16 protein-coding genes are annotated in these 21,048 nt (G+C 62.4%); 7 read left to right on the plus strand and 9 right to left on the minus strand.

All coding sequences use genetic code 11. The annotated features are described in order from the left end of the window. Positions 1 to 51: 51 nt before the first annotated feature. Entirely contained in the window at positions 52 to 777 is a 726-nt protein-coding gene (locus tag SFY93_RS06305) for an outer membrane protein (protein WP_320446438.1), read from the minus strand. A 459-nt stretch (positions 778 to 1,236) separates the two neighbouring features. On the opposite strand from SFY93_RS06305, the gene SFY93_RS06310 reads away from it, so the two are divergent. Further along, positions 1,237 to 1,593, plus strand: coding sequence for a hypothetical protein (locus tag SFY93_RS06310; protein ID WP_320446439.1), 357 nt, complete (start codon positions 1,237 to 1,239; stop codon positions 1,591 to 1,593). A gap of 168 nt (positions 1,594 to 1,761) precedes the next feature. On the opposite strand, the gene SFY93_RS06315 is transcribed toward SFY93_RS06310, so the two are convergent. After that, complete coding sequence (locus tag SFY93_RS06315; protein WP_320446440.1) at positions 1,762 to 3,630, minus strand: dihydroxy-acid dehydratase domain-containing protein; 1,869 nt, start codon at positions 3,628 to 3,630, stop codon at positions 1,762 to 1,764. 343 nt (positions 3,631 to 3,973) lie between these two features. Between SFY93_RS06315 and greA the strand changes: the two genes are divergently transcribed. Beyond that, positions 3,974 to 4,456, plus strand: a complete 483-nt coding sequence (greA, locus tag SFY93_RS06320; protein WP_320446441.1) for a transcription elongation factor GreA — start codon at positions 3,974 to 3,976, stop codon at positions 4,454 to 4,456. Positions 4,457 to 4,540: 84 nt separating this feature from the next. Here greA and SFY93_RS06325 read toward each other — a convergent pair whose 3' ends face one another. Continuing rightward, the gene (locus tag SFY93_RS06325) at positions 4,541 to 5,599 is read right to left on the minus strand and encodes a ketopantoate reductase family protein (protein ID WP_320446442.1); all 1,059 of its coding nucleotides are present in this window, start codon (positions 5,597 to 5,599) and stop codon (positions 4,541 to 4,543) included. A 226-nt stretch (positions 5,600 to 5,825) separates the two neighbouring features. Here SFY93_RS06325 and SFY93_RS06330 point away from each other — a divergent pair, with 226 nt between their 5' ends. Next, positions 5,826 to 6,815 (plus strand): Bug family tripartite tricarboxylate transporter substrate binding protein, encoded by a 990-nt coding sequence (locus tag SFY93_RS06330; RefSeq protein ID WP_175365946.1) that lies wholly within the window; start codon positions 5,826 to 5,828, stop codon positions 6,813 to 6,815. Positions 6,816 to 6,968: 153 nt separating this feature from the next. On the opposite strand, the gene SFY93_RS06335 is transcribed toward SFY93_RS06330, so the two are convergent. After that, positions 6,969 to 7,883, minus strand: coding sequence for a 3'-5' exonuclease (locus SFY93_RS06335; protein WP_320446443.1), 915 nt, complete (start codon positions 7,881 to 7,883; stop codon positions 6,969 to 6,971). Positions 7,884 to 8,010: 127 nt separating this feature from the next. Beyond that, a complete protein-coding gene (locus tag SFY93_RS06340; RefSeq protein WP_320446444.1) occupies positions 8,011 to 9,573 on the minus strand; it encodes an adenylate/guanylate cyclase domain-containing protein in 1,563 nt (520 codons plus the stop codon). 251 nt (positions 9,574 to 9,824) lie between these two features. Here SFY93_RS06340 and SFY93_RS06345 point away from each other — a divergent pair, with 251 nt between their 5' ends. Beyond that, complete coding sequence (locus tag SFY93_RS06345) at positions 9,825 to 11,078, plus strand: acetyl-CoA C-acetyltransferase (RefSeq protein ID WP_320446445.1); 1,254 nt, start codon at positions 9,825 to 9,827, stop codon at positions 11,076 to 11,078. A 49-nt stretch (positions 11,079 to 11,127) separates the two neighbouring features. On the opposite strand, the gene SFY93_RS06350 is transcribed toward SFY93_RS06345, so the two are convergent. Then, on the minus strand, positions 11,128 to 12,576 hold the full coding sequence (locus SFY93_RS06350; RefSeq protein ID WP_320446446.1) for an amidohydrolase family protein: 1,449 nt from the start codon (positions 12,574 to 12,576) through the stop codon (positions 11,128 to 11,130). Positions 12,577 to 12,752: 176 nt separating this feature from the next. Here SFY93_RS06350 and SFY93_RS06355 point away from each other — a divergent pair, with 176 nt between their 5' ends. After that, on the plus strand, positions 12,753 to 14,345 hold the full coding sequence (locus SFY93_RS06355) for a gamma-glutamyltransferase family protein (RefSeq protein WP_320446447.1): 1,593 nt from the start codon (positions 12,753 to 12,755) through the stop codon (positions 14,343 to 14,345). A gap of 76 nt (positions 14,346 to 14,421) precedes the next feature. On the opposite strand, the gene feoB is transcribed toward SFY93_RS06355, so the two are convergent. The 3 genes from feoB to SFY93_RS06370 form a co-directional block, all read right to left on the minus strand. Beyond that, positions 14,422 to 16,308: a ferrous iron transporter B gene (feoB, locus tag SFY93_RS06360; RefSeq protein ID WP_320446448.1), complete on the minus strand. Its 1,887-nt coding sequence runs from the start codon at positions 16,306 to 16,308 to the stop codon at positions 14,422 to 14,424. Next, a complete protein-coding gene (locus tag SFY93_RS06365; protein WP_093761616.1) occupies positions 16,305 to 16,592 on the minus strand; it encodes a FeoA family protein in 288 nt (95 codons plus the stop codon). Before SFY93_RS06365 ends, feoB begins: the two co-directional genes overlap by 4 nt. Before the next feature lie 89 nt (positions 16,593 to 16,681). Then, on the minus strand, positions 16,682 to 18,475 hold the full coding sequence (locus SFY93_RS06370; protein WP_320446449.1) for an ABC transporter ATP-binding protein: 1,794 nt from the start codon (positions 18,473 to 18,475) through the stop codon (positions 16,682 to 16,684). 190 nt (positions 18,476 to 18,665) lie between these two features. Here SFY93_RS06370 and SFY93_RS06375 point away from each other — a divergent pair, with 190 nt between their 5' ends. Together SFY93_RS06375 and SFY93_RS06380 are read left to right on the plus strand one after the other, a co-directional pair. Then, positions 18,666 to 20,009: a TAXI family TRAP transporter solute-binding subunit gene (locus tag SFY93_RS06375; protein WP_320446450.1), complete on the plus strand. Its 1,344-nt coding sequence runs from the start codon at positions 18,666 to 18,668 to the stop codon at positions 20,007 to 20,009. A 74-nt stretch (positions 20,010 to 20,083) separates the two neighbouring features. Further along, a complete protein-coding gene (locus SFY93_RS06380; RefSeq protein ID WP_320446451.1) occupies positions 20,084 to 21,043 on the plus strand; it encodes a phospholipase D-like domain-containing protein in 960 nt (319 codons plus the stop codon). The last annotated feature ends 5 nt before the right edge of the window (positions 21,044 to 21,048 follow it).

Below are 21,048 nucleotides of genomic sequence, written 5' to 3' on the forward strand. Positions count from 1 at the left end.
GCGTTTCCGCCGGCCTTTCCGTAGTTAAGAGCCTGAAATCAGGCGCGAAGCTCAGTACTTCGCAACAACCGGGCCACCCCAGTTGAAGCGGTAGTTCAGGCCGGCCTTGACGGTGTGCTCGTCGTTCTTGGAAGAACCGAAAGCAACCAGAGCGGTCGGAGCCGAGAACTGGGTCTTGCCGAAGTCGTAGTACTGGTACTCGACCTTGCCCGACCAATTCTGGGTGAACAGGTATTCGAGGCCGGCGCCGACGGTGTAACCGTCATGCTTGGTGCCAGCTGCGAAAGCAACCGGTGCGCCAGCAACGTTGACCAGGGATTCGCTGTAGTCCGAGTAAGCGTAGCCGCCCTTCACGTAGAGCAGTGCCGGACCCCAGGTGTAACCGATGCGACCGGTGACCGAGCCGAGGCCCTTCTGGTTCAGGTTGTAGGTGAGGCCGGTGCCGGCGAACAGCACGTTGGTGTTGTTCGAACCAACCCAGCTGTACTGACCTTCGATACCAACGACCCAGTTCGGAGCGAACTGGTAGTCAGCGCCGATCTGCAGACCGCCGAGGAAACGGCCATCCGAATTGTCGGAGGTGCCGCCGAAGCCGTTCGAACCATTGAACGCGCCGCCGACGTGACCGCCGATGTAGAAACCGGTCCAGTTGTAGATTGGGGCGGCAACGTAAGCCGGAGCCTTGGTGTAGGGACGAGCAGCCAGGTCAGCGGCCATTGCCGGAACCGAGGCGCCCAGGGCGATCAGGGCAACGGTGCCCATCAGGAAGTTCTTCATTTTCTTCTTCTCCAGAAAACCATTTTAGAGCGAGAGCGCGTTCGCTCCGTCTATGGCGTGGACTTAGACAGCTTTTGCGTAAAATGCTGTCACCCATTCGCCACAGCAATCGACAACCCGACACGATCTGGATTGGCGCAACGGCATGCTTATCGACGCCTTAATAAAAGCTGAAAGATGCCTTAATTTACAGAGGTTTGGCGGACCAGCGTACCTGCTCGCGCTAACCCGCAGCAGTTTGGTTTTGCTCTAGATCGATTTATTGTGATCGGCCACACCACAGCGCTCTATCTGCATCGCCTGCAGCCTCCCGCATCATATTTGGAACGTCTCAAAGCGCTGTGCGAATGCCGGCTGCGTGATGACACCGACCAGTTTGTCATGGGAAACAAAAAACGCGCGACCCGTTAGATGTTTGCGTGGTGCCGGTCGGCGCCTCCGGGAATGGAATCGCGTTGCATGCAGGTTGAGCGGATTTTACGTGAATACGGCCACTTCCTTCGGCCGATGAGTGAAGCGCCACGCGACGGTCAGCGAATCCTTGGCCACTCTGCCCAGAGTGGTGCCCAAGGCGGCCACCTCATTTCCTGCTACTGGGAACTCCGCCCCCAAGGTCTGATCGGGCCGAACTGGGTGGAGGAGCGCGATAGCCCCATCGGTTATATCGACCGCTATTTCGATGGCTGGATAAGGCCCCGCGAATTCAGGCTGCTTGATTCGGTCGCCATCAACCGGTTGCTCGTCGCCTACATCGACGATGCGCGCGCCGCAGATAACCGCGAGGCGCTCAAAATGCTTGAAGCGGGAGAGGGGTAGAGCATGATCCCGAAAAGTGGTGCCGGTTTTCGCCGACAAACGAGTTCGTTTGTCGAGAGATCATGCTTCCAATAAAGAAAAATGCTCCAGCCGCTTTGGGAAGATCAAGGAAAATGGCTCGGGCCGGAGCTTTGCAGCAAACCCGGCCCTGAGCGCCCGTCCGCAGGTCTAGAAGGCCTTGTTGGCTTCCGGACGATGTGTATTTTTCGGCACGAAACCCGAGCGTGTGGCCTCGCGCTGGTTGCGCACCCAAACCTCGCGGTTCGGATGCAGGCCGGCGCCGCGGGTGGCGGGCACGGCGCTGGTGCGTGCGCGATGCAGCAAGCGCGTATCAGCCTCGCCGCAGCTTGGATGGATGCCGCCATTGTCCGCAACCACCTTCTCCCATGCCGCCTTGCGCTTGGCATAGATGGCGGGGTCCTGTAGCTGCGTGCAGTTGAGTTCGTTGAGATTGAGATCGGCGATGATCTCGTCGCCGTCCTCGATCAACCCGATGGCACCACCGAGTGCGGCTTCCGGGCCGACATGGCCGATGACCAGGCCCACCGAGCCGCCGGAGAAGCGCGCATCGGTCATGAGACCAACCACGATATTGCGCTCGCGGCACAGCGTGGTGATACGCGAGGTCGGGTCGAGCATTTCCGGCATGCCGGGCGCGCCGACCGGGCCGTCGTAGCGCACGATCACCATGTCGTGGTTCTGGAATTTTTCCGGATGCTGGTCGAGCGCCTGCAGCAGGCCGCGCTCGCCTTCGAACACGCGCGCGGTGCCGCGGAACAGATTGTTCTCGAGGCCGCCCTCGACACCGGCGAGCTTGAGAATGGCGGAGAATTCCGGCGACAGGTTGCCGCCGAGCACGCGCAACCCGCCGGTCGGCTTGTAGGGCTTCGCGACAGTATAGACGACACGGCCGTCGGCCGGCTTGGTCTCGAGGCGTTTGATCTGCTCGGCCAGCGTTTCGCCGGTGCAGGTCAGCACGTCGCCATTGATCAGGCCGGCATCCATCAGCTCGCGCACGATCACCTGCACGCCGCCGACCGCATCGATATCGACCATCGAATACTTGCCGTAAGGCCGCGCGTCGGTGAGGACCGGCACGATGTGCTGCGACAGATAGTTGAATTCCGCCGGCGTCATGACTTCCTTCCAGAAGTCGGCGAAGCCCGCGGCGCGCGCGATTTCCGGCGCATGCAGCGTCACATTGGTCGAGCCACCGATCGCCAGCGACACGATCATCGCGTTGCGAATCGAGTCGCGGCTGACGATGTCGCGCGGCTTGATGCCCTTGGCGATCATGTTGGCGAGATAGCTGACGAGCTGCTCCGGGAATTCCTTGACGCGACGCGGATCGTCCGACGGCGGCGCCACCATGTGCAGCGGCTGCATGCCGACCACGCCGATGAAGGTCTGCATGGTGTTGTAGGTGAAGATGCCGCCGCAAGAGCCATAGCCCGGGCAGGCATGGCAGGCGATGCGGTGGCGATATTCGGCATCCGGATTGCCGGCGACCTGATAGGCGCTGACGATGTCGAGCTTCTCGCCCGTCTCCGGATCGGTGCCGGGATGGATCGCGCCGTCCGACATGATGATCGACGGCTCGTTATGTTCGAGCAGCGCAGCCAGCGCGCCGACCGGCGGCTTATCGCAGGCGACCACGGCGATGGTGCCGAGCAGGCCGGTTGCGCTCAGATGCTCCGACAGCGCGTCGTTGGTCACTTCGCGGCCGATCAGCGAATAGCGCATTTCGCGCGTGCCGTTGCGGATGCCGTCCGAAGTGGCGATGGTGTATTCCGGCTGCACCAGGCGATAGGGCAACTGGCCTTCGCCGCGACCGATGCGCTTCTTCAGGCTCTCATGGATCGCGTCCACCTTGGACATCACGCCCATATAGCACTGGCTGTCGCCCTTGGTGCCGACCACGCCCACCGACGGCTCATGAATGAGCGTTTCATCGGTGCCGAGCACGCGCGCCATGCCGATGGTCTGCGCGGAGCGGCCGGGATGGTTGTCGATGGTGACGACGGGCGACTTAGACACGACGAATTCCTTCCTGACGGCGTTCTTGATCTGCAAGGTTTGAATGCACCGCCGCCGGCGCTTGGCGTTGGCGCATGTCAGACCCTGCGGTCAGGGCAGGGTCCGTCCACGATCCAATTTAGGATCGGTCTAGCCAGTGCATAACCCCCGAAGATCGCAAACACAATCGGATTGCCCCTCCGCTGGAACAGGGCTGCCTTGTCGCCGTCCGGTGCCGCAAAGCAGCAAATGAGGAGGCGGGGGGACGTTTACGCGGCCCCCTGCTATGCATGGTTTTGACAAACAGATGGGGTAATCGTCCCTGACGCGGTCAAAGCGCGATGCGCCGATACGGAGTTCGAGATTGAGCGTTGCCTTCACCAAGGAAGAAAGTGCCGAAACGGCTGCGGAAACCCTGCTGCCCGACCGCCCGATCTCGCCTCATCCGAACCTTGTGACCGAAGCCGGTTTGAAGGCACTTGAGGCGCAACTCAAGCAGGCGCGCGAAGCGCATGATGCTGCGAGCCTGATCGATGACGTGAACGAGCGACGGCGGCAGGCGGCGAGTCCCCTGCGGGACATGCGCTATTTTGCGGCCCGTGTTCGCACGGCCCAGCTCATGCCAGCCCCGACGTCGACGGACACCGTCGCCTTTGGCAGCACGGTGACCTTCCGCCGCAACGATGGACGCGTGCAGACCTATCGGATCGTGGGCGAGGACGAGGCCGACCCCAGGGCCGGCTCGATTTCCTTCGTCTCGCCGGTGGCGAAATCGCTCATGGGCAAGGCCGTCGGTGATGTCGTTGGTGCGGGCGCCCAGGAGCTCGAGATCATATCGATCGCATAGAGGACACACGCCGTCGCGGCGGTGGCTTCGCGTCCGACGTCAGTCGCGAAGCCGGTATTCTCGCAGCACCGTCACACCAGCGCGTCAGATTCCCGCGCCGGACTCGAGCCGCTCGTTGAGCTTCTGGTCGACGACCTCGACCGTGCGGTCGATATTTGCATTGGTCATGCCGAGCTGATGCGAGATCAGTTTCACCAGAAGATCGACCCGCTCGATGAACGGCGCGCCGGCTGCGACAGCGCGCGCCGCCGATGACGGCTTGAGCAGGCTCTCCGCTGCCTTGGCATATTTGGCGAACGGCACCTGATCTGCGGGATCGGCGCCGAGACGCCGCGCCACGGCATCGACATGTTCGTAGATCGACTGCGACACTTTCAGGTCGCCGTGAACCGCCTCGCGGATCGACTGCGGCTCTTCGGGCGTGATGCAGCGATAGTTGCCGGTCAAGAGCATCGACCATTTCGCCAGCGGCACGAACAGCGAGTCGAACACTTTCAGCTTCACCGGCACGTCCTGGCCGTCGAGTTTCACAGAGTCGATGTCGGCTTCGAGTTCGCGCAGCAGCTTGTTGTGAGCCGGATCGGCAAAGGCCGATGCCTTGAAATTCGTCGGCAGGCCGACGTGAAGCACATTCGCCGCTTCTTCCGGCGGCCGGAAGGCCTGCGGATCGGGCGAGCACAGCGTCACCAGTCCCGGGTCGAAGCGTTCCCACACCTGGGCATTGGTATAGGCCTCTTCGAGTTTCATGTCGGCCAGCCCCGGAATGCGCTTGAGATAGGGCAGCGGCGGCATGTTCATGATCGACAGGCAAGGCAGCTTCGCCGCGGCGATCTTGATCATCAGCACGCGGATCGTGTGGTTGGTATATTGCGGCTCCTGCATCGCAAGACCGACCAGATCGTAGCGCGACAGGTCGACCTGATCCGGTGATGTCGCATCCAGTTTGCCTGGCAAATCGCGTGAGAAGATGGCGCGGTGGGTCGGTTCGTCGCGCAGTTTGATGCGCACTTCGGTGCCGTCGCGATTGATGAGTTCGGCGGTCTTCTTCCGGCACACGAGGGTCACGTTGTGACCGGCCATCAAGAGCTTCGTGGCCAGCAACGAGCCGTAGGAAGCTCCGAGAATCAGAATATTCCGCGCCATGGTGTTTCGTCCCTCACGTGATGTGTGCGCGCCAGATCCGAACGGTCCGGCATTTTTAGTTTGCGCGGACACTACTGCACTGCCGCGCTGCGATCCAGATGGCGTGAGCCGATAGGTGCAGAGCTGGAAGCGATTTGCTTTTCCAATGCGCCAATCTGTCCCGCCTATCGTCGTGGCGAATGCGGGAGCGATCGAGTACCGTCATAAAAAAACAACGGAGGGAAACATGTCTGCGATCATCAATCGTCGTCACTTCATTGCTGCCGGGTCGGCAGCTGCCGCCATGCCGTTCGTCGCGCGCGATGCCTCGGCGCAAGCCGCCTGGCCATCGCGGCAGATACGCATGATTTGTAGCTATCCAGCCGGCGGGCAGACCGATCTACTCGCGCGCGCCTTCGGCGAATACATTTCCAAACAGGTCGGACAGACTGTCGTCATCGAAAACAAGGCCGGCGCATCCGGCGCCATTGGCACAGCGGAAGTCGCGCGCGCCGAGCCAGACGGTCACACGATTCTCTGCTCGATCTCGACCACCTATGTGATGAACCGGGTGATGCTCAAGACGCCCGGCTACGACATGGACAAGGATCTGACGCTGGTCAGCGTCATTCCCGGCGCCGGATTGCCGCTGGTCGCCAGTCCGAAATCCGGCGTCAAGACGCTGGAGGACTTCGTCGCCTTCGCGCGCAAGAACGACAAGGTGAACTTCGGCACCTATAGCGTCGGCTCGGCGCCGCATATGACCATCAACGAACTCAACAAACAGTATGGCCTCAAGATCGAGCCGATCCATTATCGTGGTGAAGCGCCGATGTGGACCGGATTGGCGGAAGGCTCGATCGATTTCGCGATGGGCAGCTACACTGCGTCACAAAGTGTGCTGCAGAGCGACCGCGGCGTGCCATTCGCCGTGCATTCGAAGAAAGTCGACGCCATCCCGAATGTGAAAACGCTGCCCGAGCAGGGCGCGACGTCGAAGTTCTTCACTGTGAGCGGCTTCACGGGCTGGGCCGTGCCCAAGGCAACGCCGCAGCCGATCGTCGATCGGTTGTCGCAGCTTTGCGTCGCCGCCAACAGCGATCCGAAAGTGAAGGAAGTGCTGAAGACCTTCGTGCTCGAACCGGCGCTCGGCTTCAAGGAGACCAATGCGCTGTATCAGAAGGAGCTGCCGGTCTGGATCGAGGCGGCGCAGGCGCTCGGTCTGCAGCCGGTCTGACCGCCGGCTGGATTGAATTAACGTTCGTCATTGCGAGGAGCGAAGCGACGCGGCAATCCAGTTCTTGTCTTCAAGAAGAAAAAGACTGGATTGCTTCGTCGCAAGGGCTCCTCGCAATGACGGCGCTAATATCTAGCCTTTTCTTTAGATGTTCTACGCTCGTACCGAAAACCGGCTCATCGCGCTGAGCGCCTGCACGCGCGGCTCGACGTCGCGCATGTAGATCGTCTTGCGCAGGAATTCGATTTCGCTCGCTTCCTTGCTTTCTTCGACATCGATGTACCAGGACTTCGGCCGGCCGTCGGAGCCGTCGCTCCAGCGATAGCCGCGCCGCTTCAGCTCGTCCTTGAGATCAAAGGGCGACTGCTCGGCCCAGACCCGCATCGTTTTCTTCCGGGCGCGTTCCAGAAGAACCGCAAGTGCTGGCGCACCGAGATCAGGCAATTCGAACGCGAGAATCTCAAGCAGCGCATGACAGTCGTCGATCGCCCGGTGCGCCTGATGAAAGAAGCCCGCGCCGGCGAGCAGATAGCCGAGGCGCGATCCGTCGAAGCCATGTTTGCGCCAGTCCACTTCCGTGGCTGAACAGCCCCAGGCCTTGTGCTGGAACACCGGCCAATAGCACTCGGAAAACTTGCGGTCGAAGCCTGCATTATGCGCGATGACGATGACGGCGTCGTCGGCGAAAGCGGCGACGGCATCGGGATCGATGCGATGTCCGGCAACGATCTCGTCGGTGATCCCCGTGAGTTCGGTGATCTCCGGCGGGATCGGCCGCGACGGCTCGTTGAACGCGGTGAAGATATCCGCGACGCGCGTAATGCTGCCGTCCGGCAGATAGTCGAACTTGATCATGGCAAGTTCGATGACTTCGTCGCGCACCTGATCGAGGCCCGTGGTCTCGACGTCGAGGAGGATTCCGGATCGGGTCGGCTGGCCATTGGCCGGCGCAAATTCGGTGCGCGGGATCAGCCGGCGGAGCACGCGATAGTCGGTGGATCTGGCGAGCGTGTCCGCCATGGCGGCAAGGCTGGGATTGTCCTGCAGGCTAAGATCGTCTTGGAGCATCTGATTCCGGGCAGTTCTTCAGGCGCAGCGTCATTCAGCCATGACTATGGTGTTCGCTGAATCGGGGCAACCTGCCTGCCGGCGATAGACACAGCTGTGTGGCGCTGGGGCGTTGGTTCGGCGCCGATTATACCTTGCGATCCAGCGAGGCGAGCGCCTCATTCAGCACGGAACGCAGGCGGTCGGCGTCGGCCGGCCGCACGGCGGAGGGGTCCAGATAGAAATCCAGCCCCGGCATGCGTTCGACGACGATATCGGTTTGCACCGGCCTGTCGTCGATGATGCTGTCCACCGCATAGGGCACCACCTCGCGGCTGATGCCCTTCATGGTGATCGGCGGCAGCGGATGCGAGGTGATGATGTCGCTCACCAGCGCGAAGGTTTCATAGCTGATGGCGATGCCGCCAGGTTCTGCGATCGACTGCAGGCGTGCCGCGAGATTGGCTTCCGCGCCGATGATCGTATAGTCCATGCGATCGGCGCTGCCGAAATTGCCGACATTGCAATAGCCGGAATTGATGCCGATGCGGGCCTTGAACGGCTCCTCGATGCCTTCGGTGCGCCACTTCGCATTCAACTCGATCAGCCTGCGCTGCATCCGCCACGCCATGCGCAGGCAGTCCTGCGCATCCTGGCGGTCGCCCTTGGTTTCCGGGTCGCCGAAGAAGATCAGCATCGCGTCGCCGATGAACTTGTCGATGGTGCCGCCATATTCGTGGGCAATCGCCGACATCTCCGTGAAATACTCGTTGAGCAGATGCGTGATCAGCTCCGGCTGCAGCCGCTCGGTGGTCGCCGTGAAATTCTGGATGTCGGAGAAGAAGATCGTCAGCTTCTTGCGCTCGGTATGGATGGTGACGTCCTTCTGACCGCTGAAGATGCTCTTATAGACCTGTGGTGAGATATAGCGTGAGATCTTCATCGACAGCGTGGCAAGGAAATCGTTGTTGGCTTCCAGCTCCTGATTCATGCCTGCGATGCGCCGCGACTGACGGCGTTGCAGCGTCAGGAACGAGACGCCGCTGATCGCGGCGAGTGCGAAATAAGCCAGCAGGAATTTGAACGAGAACAGGTTCGCCGCGATCGGCTGCGTAATGATGACTTCCTGGATGCCGCGCACGTCGCCGACCTTCCAGTCCTTCTTCGGGCTTTCCGGATGGCTGTTGTGGCAACTGACGCAGGCCGGGCCCATCAGCACCGGCGCCACGATGCGGACGGTATCGCTGAACAGCGACGCTTTGGTGTCGATGATCTTCTGTTCCGAGTTGTCGCGCAGGCTGCGCAGCGACGTCTTCTCGAAATCGTCGAGCTGGTGCGGTGCGCGGTTCTGGAACGGGTAATCCGACACGAAGCGATAGTTGATATTCTCCTGCTGCGCGCCGATCACCCGGCCGAGTTCGAGGGAGAGCGTCGCCGGAATCGGGATCGCGCCCGGTACGCTTTCATAATTGTGAACCACCTGCGTGGTGCCCTGATGGGCCAGCACGCGCCCGACCACATTGGTTGCGTAATAACCACGCACGCTGCTGATCACGGAGTTCAGGTCGTTGGCCTGCCGGCGCAGCGCGGCGTCAACCAGATTGGTCAGATCGAGCCAAACGGCCACCGGAAGCAGCAACAACAGAGCGGCGACGGCGAGCCCGGGCGCAAATACGCGCGAGCGTCGGCGGGAGACATCAGGCTGATCCATGAAGATATGTTCCTGGATTTCTGGCTGTTAATTGCAATGAGCGTGCGGCGGCGCGGCCGCCTCCGTCTCATAGCGCCGGTATGGTTATAATATCGTGCCTGGGTTGTGCCAATTTTCTGGTAGTGGACGAAATTGCGCCGGATGCCCGCCAATTTTGGCAGACGTGCATGCCGCCTGCGCACCTTGACTTCACGGGTCGCTTGGCCAATCTCGCGGTCAGAAAAACACTTCAAAACTCTTGGGAGAAGATCATGGCCGACGCCTATATTATCGACGCAGTCCGCACGCCCCGTGGCATCGGCAAAGTGGGCAAGGGCAAGCTCGCCGAACAGCATCCGCAGCATCTCGCCGCCACCGTGCTCAAGGCGATTGCCGAGCGCAACAAACTCAACACCGCAGACGTCGACGACGTGATCTGGTCGACCTCGACCCAACGCGGCAAGCAGGGCGGCGATCTCGGCCGCATGGCTGCGCTCGATGCCGGCTATGACATCAAGGCGTCCGGCACCACGCTGGATCGTTTCTGCGGCGGTGGCATCACTGCGGTGAATTTCGCGGCGGCCCAGATCATGTCGGGCATGGAAGACGTCGTCATCGCCGGCGGCACCGAGATGATGTCGCTCACCGGTGCGATGGCTGCCGAGGATATGGCGGCCGGCAAGCCGCCGCTCGGCATGGGCTCCGGTAACAAGCGCCTCGCCAAGCTGCATCCGCAGTCGCATCAGGGCATCTGCGGCGACGCGATTGCCTCGATGGAGGGCATCAGCCGCGAGGCGCTCGATGCGCTCGGGCTGGAAAGCCAGCGCCGCGCAGCCATCGCCATCAAGGAAGGCCGTTTCGACAAGAGCATCGTCCCGGTCAAGGATGACGAGGGCAATATCGTGCTCGCCAAGGACGAATATCCACGTCCGGAAACCACTGCCGAAGGTCTCGCCGGTCTGAAGCCTGCTTTCGCTGCGATGGCCGATCATCCGCTGGATGAAAGCGGCATGACCTTCCGCAAGCAGATCAACCAGAAATATCCGGATCTCAAGATCGAGCATTTCCACCACGCGGGCAATTCATCGGGCGTGGTCGATGGTGCCGCAGCCTTGCTGCTGACCTCGAAGTCCTATGCCGACAAGCATGGCCTGAAGCCGCGCGCGCGTATCGTGGCCATGGCCAATATCGGCGACGACCCGACCCTGATGCTGAATGCGCCGGTGCCGGCGGCGAAGAAGGTGCTGGCAAAGGCCGGTCTCAAGAAGGAAGACATCGATCTGTGGGAGATCAATGAAGCCTTCGCCGTGGTCGCCGAGAAGTTCATCCGCGATCTCGATCTCGATCGCAGCAAGGTCAACGTCAATGGCGGTTCGATCGCGCTCGGCCATCCGATTGGCGCCACCGGCGCGATCCTGATCGGCACGATCCTCGACGAACTCGAGCGCCGCAACCTGAAGCGCGGTCTGGTCACCATGTGCGCCGCCGGCGGCATGGCACCGGCCATCATCATCGAGCGCGTGTAACGCCGCTAACTTGTCTGATCCGGATGAGCCGGGCGCGAAAGCGTCCGGCTTATTCGTTCGATGGCCACGCCAGCGGAAACGACAGCGGCGAGATCTCCGTCAGCTTGCGGCCGGCCCAGTCGAGATCCGGCGTGCGCTCTTCCGCGCGGATTTGCGCCTCATGCACACGCAGCGCTGCGGCCGGATAGTCGAACGTCTGCACCACGCCGTCCTTCACCACCTGCCGGCCATCCACATAGACATGACGCACCGCGCGTTCCGCCGCCGCATAGATCATGCTGCGGATCGGGTCGCGATGCGGCTGCATCATCGGATGGGTGACGTCGACCATCACGAAATCCGCCTTGCAGCCAGCCTCGAGCCTGCCGATGTCGTCGCGGCCGAGCGCCTTGGCGCCGACGGTGGTGGCGGCTTCGAACAGGCCGGTCGAGTTCAGGCCGCGCGGATGCCCGGCCATCAGTCGCGAGGTCATCGTCACGTTGCGCATCTCCTCGATCATGTTGTGCGGATAGGTATCGGTGCCGATCGCCACCGAAATGCCGGCGGCGCGGTAGCGGCCGACATCGCGCAGCGCGATGCCGCGGCGCATGAACACGGTCGGGCAATGTGCGACGGTGGTTCCTGTCTCGGCGAGCAGCGCGAGATCGCGCTTCGTGTGCCACGGCGTCAGCGGATGGTCGTCGACGAAGATGGAGTGACCGACCAGCGAGGTCGGGCCGAGCACGCCGAGTTCGCCGAGCCACTGGATCGGCGTCACGCCATGGCGGCGGACGATCTCGTGGAATTCCGACACCGATTGCGCCGCATGGGTCTGCCACGGAATGCCGCGTCGCCTGGCTTCGGCATAGCTGTCGCGCATGAGTTGTGGTGTGCACGTATCGATCTGCGCCGGATACATCATTCCGGAGAGACGGCCGGACGGATGGCTCTCGGCGGCATCGATGAGCGCGAAAGCCTGTAGCATGGCCTCTTCACCGGCCTTCTCGTTCCATTCGTAATCGACGAGCGTGCCGTTCGGCGTGAACCAGCGCGCCGAGCGGAACCCCGGAGCGATATAGACGCGCAGGCCGCTTTGTCCGGCGAGATCGAGCCATTGCGGATGCGGCATCGATAGATCGACCACCGTGGTGACCCCGGACAGCAGCAGCTCCGAATACGCAACGCGCACGCAATCGGGGACGCCTTCCGGATCGGAACGCAGGATCGGCATGTATTCGTAAAGCGACGAATTATACAGGCCGGGCGAGCCGATCTCGTCGAGGAAGCCCTTGTTAAGCGGTTCGCTGGACGGATGCGAGTGGATATCGACGAGGCCCGGTATCACCATGAAGCCGCGGCCGTCGATGGTCTCGACCGCTTCGCCCCGATAGTCGCGGCCGGCAAACACGATCTGGCCGCCGTCGAAAGCGATATCGCCGCCGGTGACATAGGTGTGGCTGTTCTTTGCGGCGTCCCAGGCGACGACATAGTCCGCGTTGCGGATGACGGTGATGGCCATACTGATCCTCTTGATGGAAGGCGAGGAACCGTAAGCGCAAGCGACTAGCCGGTGCAAGATCGAGAGGTGAGCAGACCCGCCTGTCTATTTGGCAGGTGCAACCTGTCTGTTCGGCTCGTGCAAATGACGATAAGAAGACGCGTTGATCTGCAAAGTCCTGAAGAGAGCCTGAACTGATGCAATACAGACATGATGGCCTTTACGCTTCCCGCCGTTCGCCGGTCATGGCGCGCAATGTGGTGGCGGCGTCGCAGCCGCTGGCGACACAGGCGGGTTTGCGCATGCTGGAGCGCGGCGGCAATGCGCTGGATGCGGCGCTGGCTGCGGCGATCACGCTCACCGTGGTGGAGCCGACCGGTAACGGCATCGGCTCGGACGCCTATTGCATCCTGTGGGACGGCAAGGAGCTGCATGGCCTCAACGCATCCGGCCGGTCGCCGGCGGGATGGACGCCGGAGCGATTTGCAAATCACAAGACATTCCCGCATCGCGGGTGGGAGAGCGTCACCGTGCCCGGCGCCGTTTCGGCCTGGGTCGATCTGTCCGAGCGCTTCGGCAAGCTGCCATTCGCTGACTTGTTCGAGCCTGCGATCTCCTATGCGGAGAATGGCTTCCACGTCTCGCCTGTGATCGCCGAACTCTGGCGTCGCGGCGCGGAGGAGTTGAAGAACCAGCCCGGCTTTGCCGAAGCCTTCATGCCGAATGGGCGTGCGCCTGCGGCGGGCGAATTGTTTCGCGCACCGGGCCATGCCTATTCGCTCAAGCTGATTGCAGCGACGAAGGGCGAGGCGTTCTATCGCGGCGAACTCGCACAGCGTATCGCGGCCTTTGCGCGCGAACATGGCGCTGTGCTCGACGAGGCCGATATGGCCGCGCATCGCAATGACTGGTGCGGCACCATCCATCAGGACTTCGGCGACGCATCGCTGCACGAAATCCCGCCGAACGGGCAGGGCATCGCGGCGCTGATGGCGCTGGGAATCATGCGGGCCTACGGCACCGACGGCCTCGTGCTCGACAGCGGTGATGCGTTCCATCTGCAGATCGAAGCCACGAAGCTGGCCTTCGCCGATGTCTACGCCTACGCCGCCGATCTCGATTACATGCGCGACGTCACTGTCGCGCATCTGCTCAATCCCACCTATCTCGCATCGCGCGCCAAGCTGATCGATCGCAGCCGTGCGCAGGATTTTGGCGCGGGCGCGCCCAAGACCGGCGGCACGGTGTGTCTATCCACCGGCGACGCTTCCGGCATGATGGTGTCCTATATCCAGTCGAACTATTCCGGCTTCGGCTCCGGTGTCGTCGTGCCGGGCACCGGCATCAGCCTGCAGAATCGCGGCTTCGGTTTCGTCCTGACCGATGGTCATCCCAATCAAGTCGGTCCGCGCAAGCGGCCGTTCCAGACCATCATTCCCGGCTTCGTCGTGAAGGGCCGGGAGCCGCTGATGGCCTTCGGCCTGATGGGCGGCCCGATGCAGGCGCAGGGCCATCTGCAGATGATGCTGCGCATGCAGCTCTGGGGACAGGATCCGCAGACCGCGGCAGACGCGCCGCGCTGGCGCTATGTCGCCGGCTTGAAAGTGGCGATCGAGACCGCTGTGCCGGACAATGTCGCGGCAGACCTCGCCAGCCGCGGCCATGTCATCGAGCGCGAACCGCCGGATTCCGCCTTCGGCTTCGGCGGCGCGCAGCTCGTGCGCAAAATCGACGGCGGCTATGTCGCCGGCTCCGACCCGCGCAAGGATGGCTTGGCTGCGGGATTCTGAACCCCGGGAGCACTATCGTAGGATGGGTTTCGCGAAGGCGCTCTACCCATCCTGCCGCTAATCCGCCCTACATGTCTCAGCCCAGCCCGGCCGCCTTCGCCACGGTGTAGGTGATCAGGCTCGCCACATAGGCCAGCGCGAACATGTAGAGGAACGTCACCACCATCCATGTGGTGCTGCCGGTCTCGCGGCGGATCACGGCCAGCGTCGAGGCGCATTGCGGGGCAAAGATGAACCAGGCCAGGAACGACAGGGCCGTCGCGAGGCTCCATTTGCTGGCCAGCGCCTGGCCGATGGCGTCCGCTGCTTCCTTGCCGCCTTCGATCGCATAGACGGTGCCGAGCGCGCCGACCGCGACTTCGCGCGCCGCCATGCCGGGGATCAGCGCCACAGCGATCTGCCAATTGAAGCCGAGCGGGGCGAAGAACGGCTCCAGGAATTTTCCGATCATCGCGGCGAGGCTGTAATTGATCGCCGGCCCTTCGGCGCCGGCCGGCGCCTGCGGGAACGAGGCCAGGCACCAGATCAGGATCATCATCGACAGGATGGTTGTGCCGGCGCGCTGCAGAAACATCTTGGCGCGGGTATAGACGCCAATGGCGATGCTCTTGAGGCGCGGCAGCTTGTAGTCCGGCAATTCCAGCATGAACGGCGCCGGCTGGTAGTCGCGCCACATGAAGAACTTGATGACGAAGGATGCCGCCAGCGCGCTGCCGATGCCGGCAACATAGAGCCCGAACATCACGAGGCCCTGCAGGTTGACCCAGCCCCAGACGTTTTCCGCTGGGATAAAGGCAGAGATGATCAGCGTATAGACCGGGATGCGCGCCGAGCAGGTCATCAGCGGCGCGATCAGGATGGTGGTCAGGCGGTCGCGGCGGTTGTCGATCACGCGCGTCGCCATGATGCCGGGAATGGCGCAGGCAAAACTCGACAGCAGCGGGATGAAGGCGCGGCCATGCAGACCGGCACCGCCCATGACGCGGTCCATCAGGAACGCGGCGCGCGCCATATAGCCGAAATCTTCCAGCAGCAGGATGAACAGGAAGATGATGATGATCTGCGGCAGGAACACCAGCACGCTGCCGACGCCGGCGATCAGGCCATTCTGCAGGAAACTCTGCAAGATTCCTTCGGGCAGCACCTGTGCCACCAGCGTGCCCAGCGCGCCGAAGGAATCCGACAGCAGCTCCATCAGCGGCTGCGCCCAGGAGAACACCGCCTGGAACATCACGAATAGAATGAGCGCGAGAATCGCGAGGCCGGCGACCGGATGCAGCACCACGGCATCGACGCGCGTGGTCAGCGTGTCCGGCTTGCTCGGCATCGTCACGGTTTCGCGGATAATGCGGTCGGCCTCGCGCTGCAGCGCCTTCATCTCGGACAGGCCGAGCGGCGTCCAGCCTTCGCCGGCAGTGACTGCCGGCATGTTGGCGGCGAATTCGTCGGTGCGGTGGCGCAATTCCTCGACGCCGGCCTTCTTCACCGCGATCGAGGTGATCACAGGCACGCCAAGTGCTGCGGACATCGCGTCGACATCGATGCTGACGCCGCGACGCTGCGCGATGTCGAACATGTTGAGCACCACCAGCAGCGGGCGACCGGTACGCTTGAGTTCCAGGATAAGCCGCAGCGTGAGGCGCAGATTGGTGGCGTCAGCGATGCACAGGACCAGATCGGGCGCAGCTTCGCCGGGGCGCTTGCCGAGCACGACGTCGCGGGTGATCTCTTCGTCCGGGCTGCGGCCGCGCAGCGAATAGGTGCCGGGCAGGTCGAGCAGCGTCACCTGACGGCCGGCCGGCGTGACGAAGGCGCCTGCCTTGCGCTCGACGGTGACGCCCGCATAGTTGGCCACCTTCTGGCGGCTGCCGGTGAGTGCGTTGAAGAGCGATGTCTTGCCGCTATTGGGGGCTCCCACCAGCGCGAGATGAAAGCGCTCGGTGGTCACGTCTGTATGCGTCATTTCACAACAACTGCCATGGCTTCGCGCCGGCGAACGGCGATCGTAATATTGTCGACGCGCACCGCGATCGGATCGCGCTGGATGGCGCCCTGATGCAGGATCTCGACGCGCGCACCTTCGGTGAAGCCCATTTCCAGCAGATGCCGTTCGAGCTCGTGGCCGCTCTCGGCGGCGCCTGCAATATCGGGCTGCAACGCCACGATGGTTCCGATGAATCCGCGCGGCGCATTGCCGAGGCGCAATTCGTGTGTGGATGTTTCGGATGCAGTCTGGTGGACGGTCATGCCGGACCTTGTCGAGCAGCGTCCTGACAAGGTCAAGACAAACGCACGTATGTTATTAGAATGATTATAAAGAGGCGCTCCGGCACCGCTTACGATGCGCCCGCGGACTGCTCGTTCACCACCCGCTGCTGAATCTTCACCAGTTCTGCATAGATGCCGCCTTGCGCGATCAATTCGTCATTGGAGCCCTGCTCGGCCACCACGCCGTCCTTCAGCACGATGATCTTGTCGGCGTCGCGAATGGTCGAGAGCCGATGCGCGATCATGATGACGGTGCGGCCCTGCATCAGCCGGCGCAGCGCCTCGATCACAAGCGCCTCGGATTCCGGATCGAGCGCTGCTGTCGGCTCGTCCAGGATCATGATCGGGCTGTTGCGCACCACCGCGCGCGCGATGCCAATGCGCTGACGCTGGCCGCCGGACAGTGTATCGCCGCGCTCGCCGACCATGGAGTCGTAACCGTGCGGCATGCGGCTGATGAACTCGTCGGCATTGGCGATCTTCGCGGCGGCAACGATCTCCTCGTCAGTTGCGCCAGGGCGGCCATAGGCGATGTTCTCGCGGATGGTGCCGCGAAACAGCACGGTCTCCTGCAGCACGAAGCCGACCTGGGCGCGCAGGGCGGACAGTTTGTAATCGGTGACGTCGACGCCATCGATCAGCACGCGCCCCGATGTCGCGTCGTAGAAGCGCGGGATCAGGCTCAGCACCGTGGATTTGCCGGAGCCGGTCGGCCCGACCACGCCCACGATCTGGCCGGGTTCGATATGCAGCGAGACGTCGCGGAGCACGCTGGCCTCCTCGCTATAGGCGAAGGCGACGTTCTCGAAGGTGATGGCGCCTTTGGCACGGCCGGGATCGACGGCACCCGATTTCTCCGCGATCACGTCATCGGCCGCGAGAATATTCTGGATCCGCTCCAGCGCCACGGTGGTCTGCGCGATCGCGCTGGTCATGCTGGCGAGGTCCTTCACCGGTTTGAAGAACTGCGCGAGATAAGCGAGGTACACGGTGAGCGCGCCCGCCGTCATGGTGCCGGCGACAATCAGCGAGGTCCCCTTCCACAGCACGATGGCCGTGCAGAACGCCACCACGATGCTGGCCACCGGCGATAGCAGCGATTTCACCTGCCGCGCCTTCATGGCGGCCTCGACCGTGGCATGGCTGGCGGCTTCCAGCCGTGCCAGTTCGAGATCCTGCCTGCCGAAGGCCGTGACTGCGCGCACCTGGCCGAGGCCCTGCTGGACCACGGCAACGATCTCGCTCTGCCGTTGCCGCACCGTGCGCGTCACTTCCTTCACGGCGCGCTTGAAATGGAACACGAAGACGATGAGGAACGGCGTGATGCCGAGTGCGATCAGCGTAAAATCCCAGTCGAGCCAGAACATCAGCCCGATCATGAAGACGATGGTGATGAGATCGAGCAGGATATCCAGCGTCGACGATGAAGCGAAGTTCTGCAGCGTGGTGACATCTGTGGTGATCGTGGACATCAGTGCGCCGGTCTTGGCCTTGTCATAATAGCGCAGCGACAACCGATGCAGATGCGCATAGATGCGGATGCGCAGGTCGTTGGCCACCCACTGGCCGACCGATGTCGAATAGTAGTTGTCGATGTAGGTGGCGATCGCGCCGATCACGGCGATGACCAGGGTGGCGATGCCGGCGAACAGTGCGACGCCGAGCGTGTGGCGGCCGATGCCGTAGTCATGGGCCCAGTCCAGCCAAGCGGGCAGGTGATGGCTGCCCAGCGCGTCATCGAGCACCAGTTTCAGCGGCCAGGGCGCGGCCAGGCTCATGGCGATCTCGACCAGCATGGCGAGGAAGACAATGATCAACCAGCCGCGATAGGGCCGGAGCATCTCGAGTACCAGACGAGTCATCGAACATTGTCTCCAGCAACACGGCCAGACCGGGAATCATGAGCAGTCCGGGCGGTCGCAGTATATAGCCGCCGTCGGTTAGCGGGTCTTAACTGTAGTCGGGTACAGATGGGTTTTTGCTGACAGCCCGCGCATGGTGGCATGCGGGCAGGAGCGTCAGTTAATTTGGCAGGGCTGCGCAGGACCGAACATGAACGTGCGATCCGTTGCTTTCCCGTTCTGGGGCAGGGTGCTTCTGCTGGCCGGCATCCTCGGTCTGGTGGTGGGCGGCGGCCTTCTGACCTGGCGCTATATCGAACGTCCGACGGTGCTCAAGCTGGCGGTGGGGTCGATCGATGGCGAAGCCGGCAAGACGGCATCGATCATCGCCAGCCATTTCGCCACCAGGAAGTCGCCAATCCGGTTGGATTTCGAGACCTTCGGCAACGCTGTCGATGCCGGCAAGGCGTTCTCCTCCGGCAAGGTCGATCTCGCTGTCGTCCGGGCCGATGTCGGCGATCTCTCGGAGGCACGCGCCGTTGCCGTCATGGCCAAGGCGGTCGTCATGCTGATCGCGCCTCCCGGCTCGAAAATCACCAGCGTCGAAGGCCTGCGCGGCCGCACCGTCGGTGTGGTGGGCGGCGAGGTCAATCGCAGGCTGGTCGATGCGCTCACCAAGCAATACGACCTGACGAGCGCGAGGGTCACATTCAAGAATCTTGAGGTCAGCGATACCCGGCGCGCGGTGGAAGCCAAGGAAGTCAGCGCGCTGCTGGTGGTGATCCCGCTGACCGAGAAGTATTTGTCCCTGGTCCGCGGTCTGTTCAAAACCGGCGCCCCCGTGCTGATCCCGATCGATGCCGCCGGCGCCATTGCCGACGCCAATGGCGCCTATGAAAGCTTCGACATTCCGAAAGGGTCGCTCCGCGGTGCGCCGCCCGTCCCGGATGATGACGTGACAACGCTTCGGGTCAGTTATTATCTGGTCGCGAACAAGAAGCTCCATTCCAGCCTGATCGCGCGTCTGACCGAAATGGTGATCGCGGCGCGCCGCGATCTGATCGCCGGGCAACCGCAACTGGCCGGTATCGCCGCTGCCGACACCGATCCCGATGCCTTTATCCCCATTCATCCCGGCGCGGCTGCCTACTACAACGGTACCGAGCAGAGCTTCATGGACAAATACGGCGACGACATCTATCTCGCCCCCATGATCCTTGGCGCCCTTGCCTCTGTGCTGGCTGCCGCCTGGAAATTCCTCGGCATCCGCCCGCCCGACCACCGTGAGGCGACGCTCAACGCACTTTATGCATTGCCGCGACGGATCCGGGCGGCGGCGGACGATGCTGAACTGTGCGCGATCGAGCAGGAGGTCGACGATCTTCTCAGCGCGCAATTGGCGAAGACCATGCGCAATGATGAAGATGCACTTGAAATGGCGACGCTGGTCTCTTCGGCGCAGCGTCTCGACAATCTCATCCATCATCGCCGTTCGGCGCTGGCGCGCGCCCCATTTTCTGCCGCGCCGCATTCAAGTATAGAGTCGGAGACGTAGTTCCAGACCATGCCGCTGTTTTGCAGAACCATCAGCCGTTTGCGGGCACCTTTATTTCTCGCGAGAGGTCAATCATGACGCATAACCTGCTCGTGTTTCCGGATGACACCGCGCAGTGCATCATCGATCCGATCAGGGCTGCAAAGCGCAGCCTGAACATCCGGATGTTCCTGTTCACCGATCCGACGCTGCTGCATGAGGTGATTGCCGCTAAACGGCGTGGCGTGAAAGTGCGCGTCATGCTCAATCCGGCCCGGCGCAACGGCGAGAGCGAGAATAACGAAACGGCCGCGGCGCTGACTGCTGCCGGGGTCGAGGTTCGTGACAGCAATCCGGCCTTCGCGCTGACCCATCAGAAGTCGATGGTGATTGATCATGAGTGGGGCTTCGTCGAGTCGCTGAACTGGGAGACTCGCGATCTCACCGAGACGCGCGACTACGCGGTGACTACGACCAAGAAGCTCGAGATTTCCGAGATGGTCGATTGCTTCGAGGCCGACTGGGCGAAGCAGGATTTCGTGCCGAACCCTGACTCGCAACTGATCTGGTGCCCGAACAACGGCCGCGAGCGGATCGGCGCTTTCATCGATTCCGCGCGAGACACGCTCTGGATCCAGAACGAGCGTTATCAGGACACGGACATCATCGAGCGGCTGGTTCGCGCGGTGCTGCGCGGCGTTCAGGTCCACATCATGGCGCGGCAGCCGCACAAGCTGAAGAAGAACAAGCTGATCGAGGGGATCGGCGGCTTGCGCATCATGCATGACGTCGGCGCCAAGGTGCACCGGCTCAATGACATGAAGCTGCACGGCAAGATGCTGTTGGCCGACGAGGAACGCGCTATCGTCGGTTCGATCAATCTCACGCCGGGCAGTTTTGACGATCGCCGCGAACTGGCCATTGAGACCGATGCGCACCATGTTGCGAAGCGTCTCGTCGAGACCTCGCATCACGACTGGAAACATTCGCGCAAGCTCGACCTCTCAGACGAGGCGGTTCAGGCGGATCTGGAAAAACACGGCATCCGGCAGTAGCGCGT

It is taken from the genome of Tardiphaga sp. 42S5 (assembly GCF_034044155.1).
Lineage (GTDB): Bacteria > Pseudomonadota > Alphaproteobacteria > Rhizobiales > Xanthobacteraceae > Tardiphaga > Tardiphaga robiniae.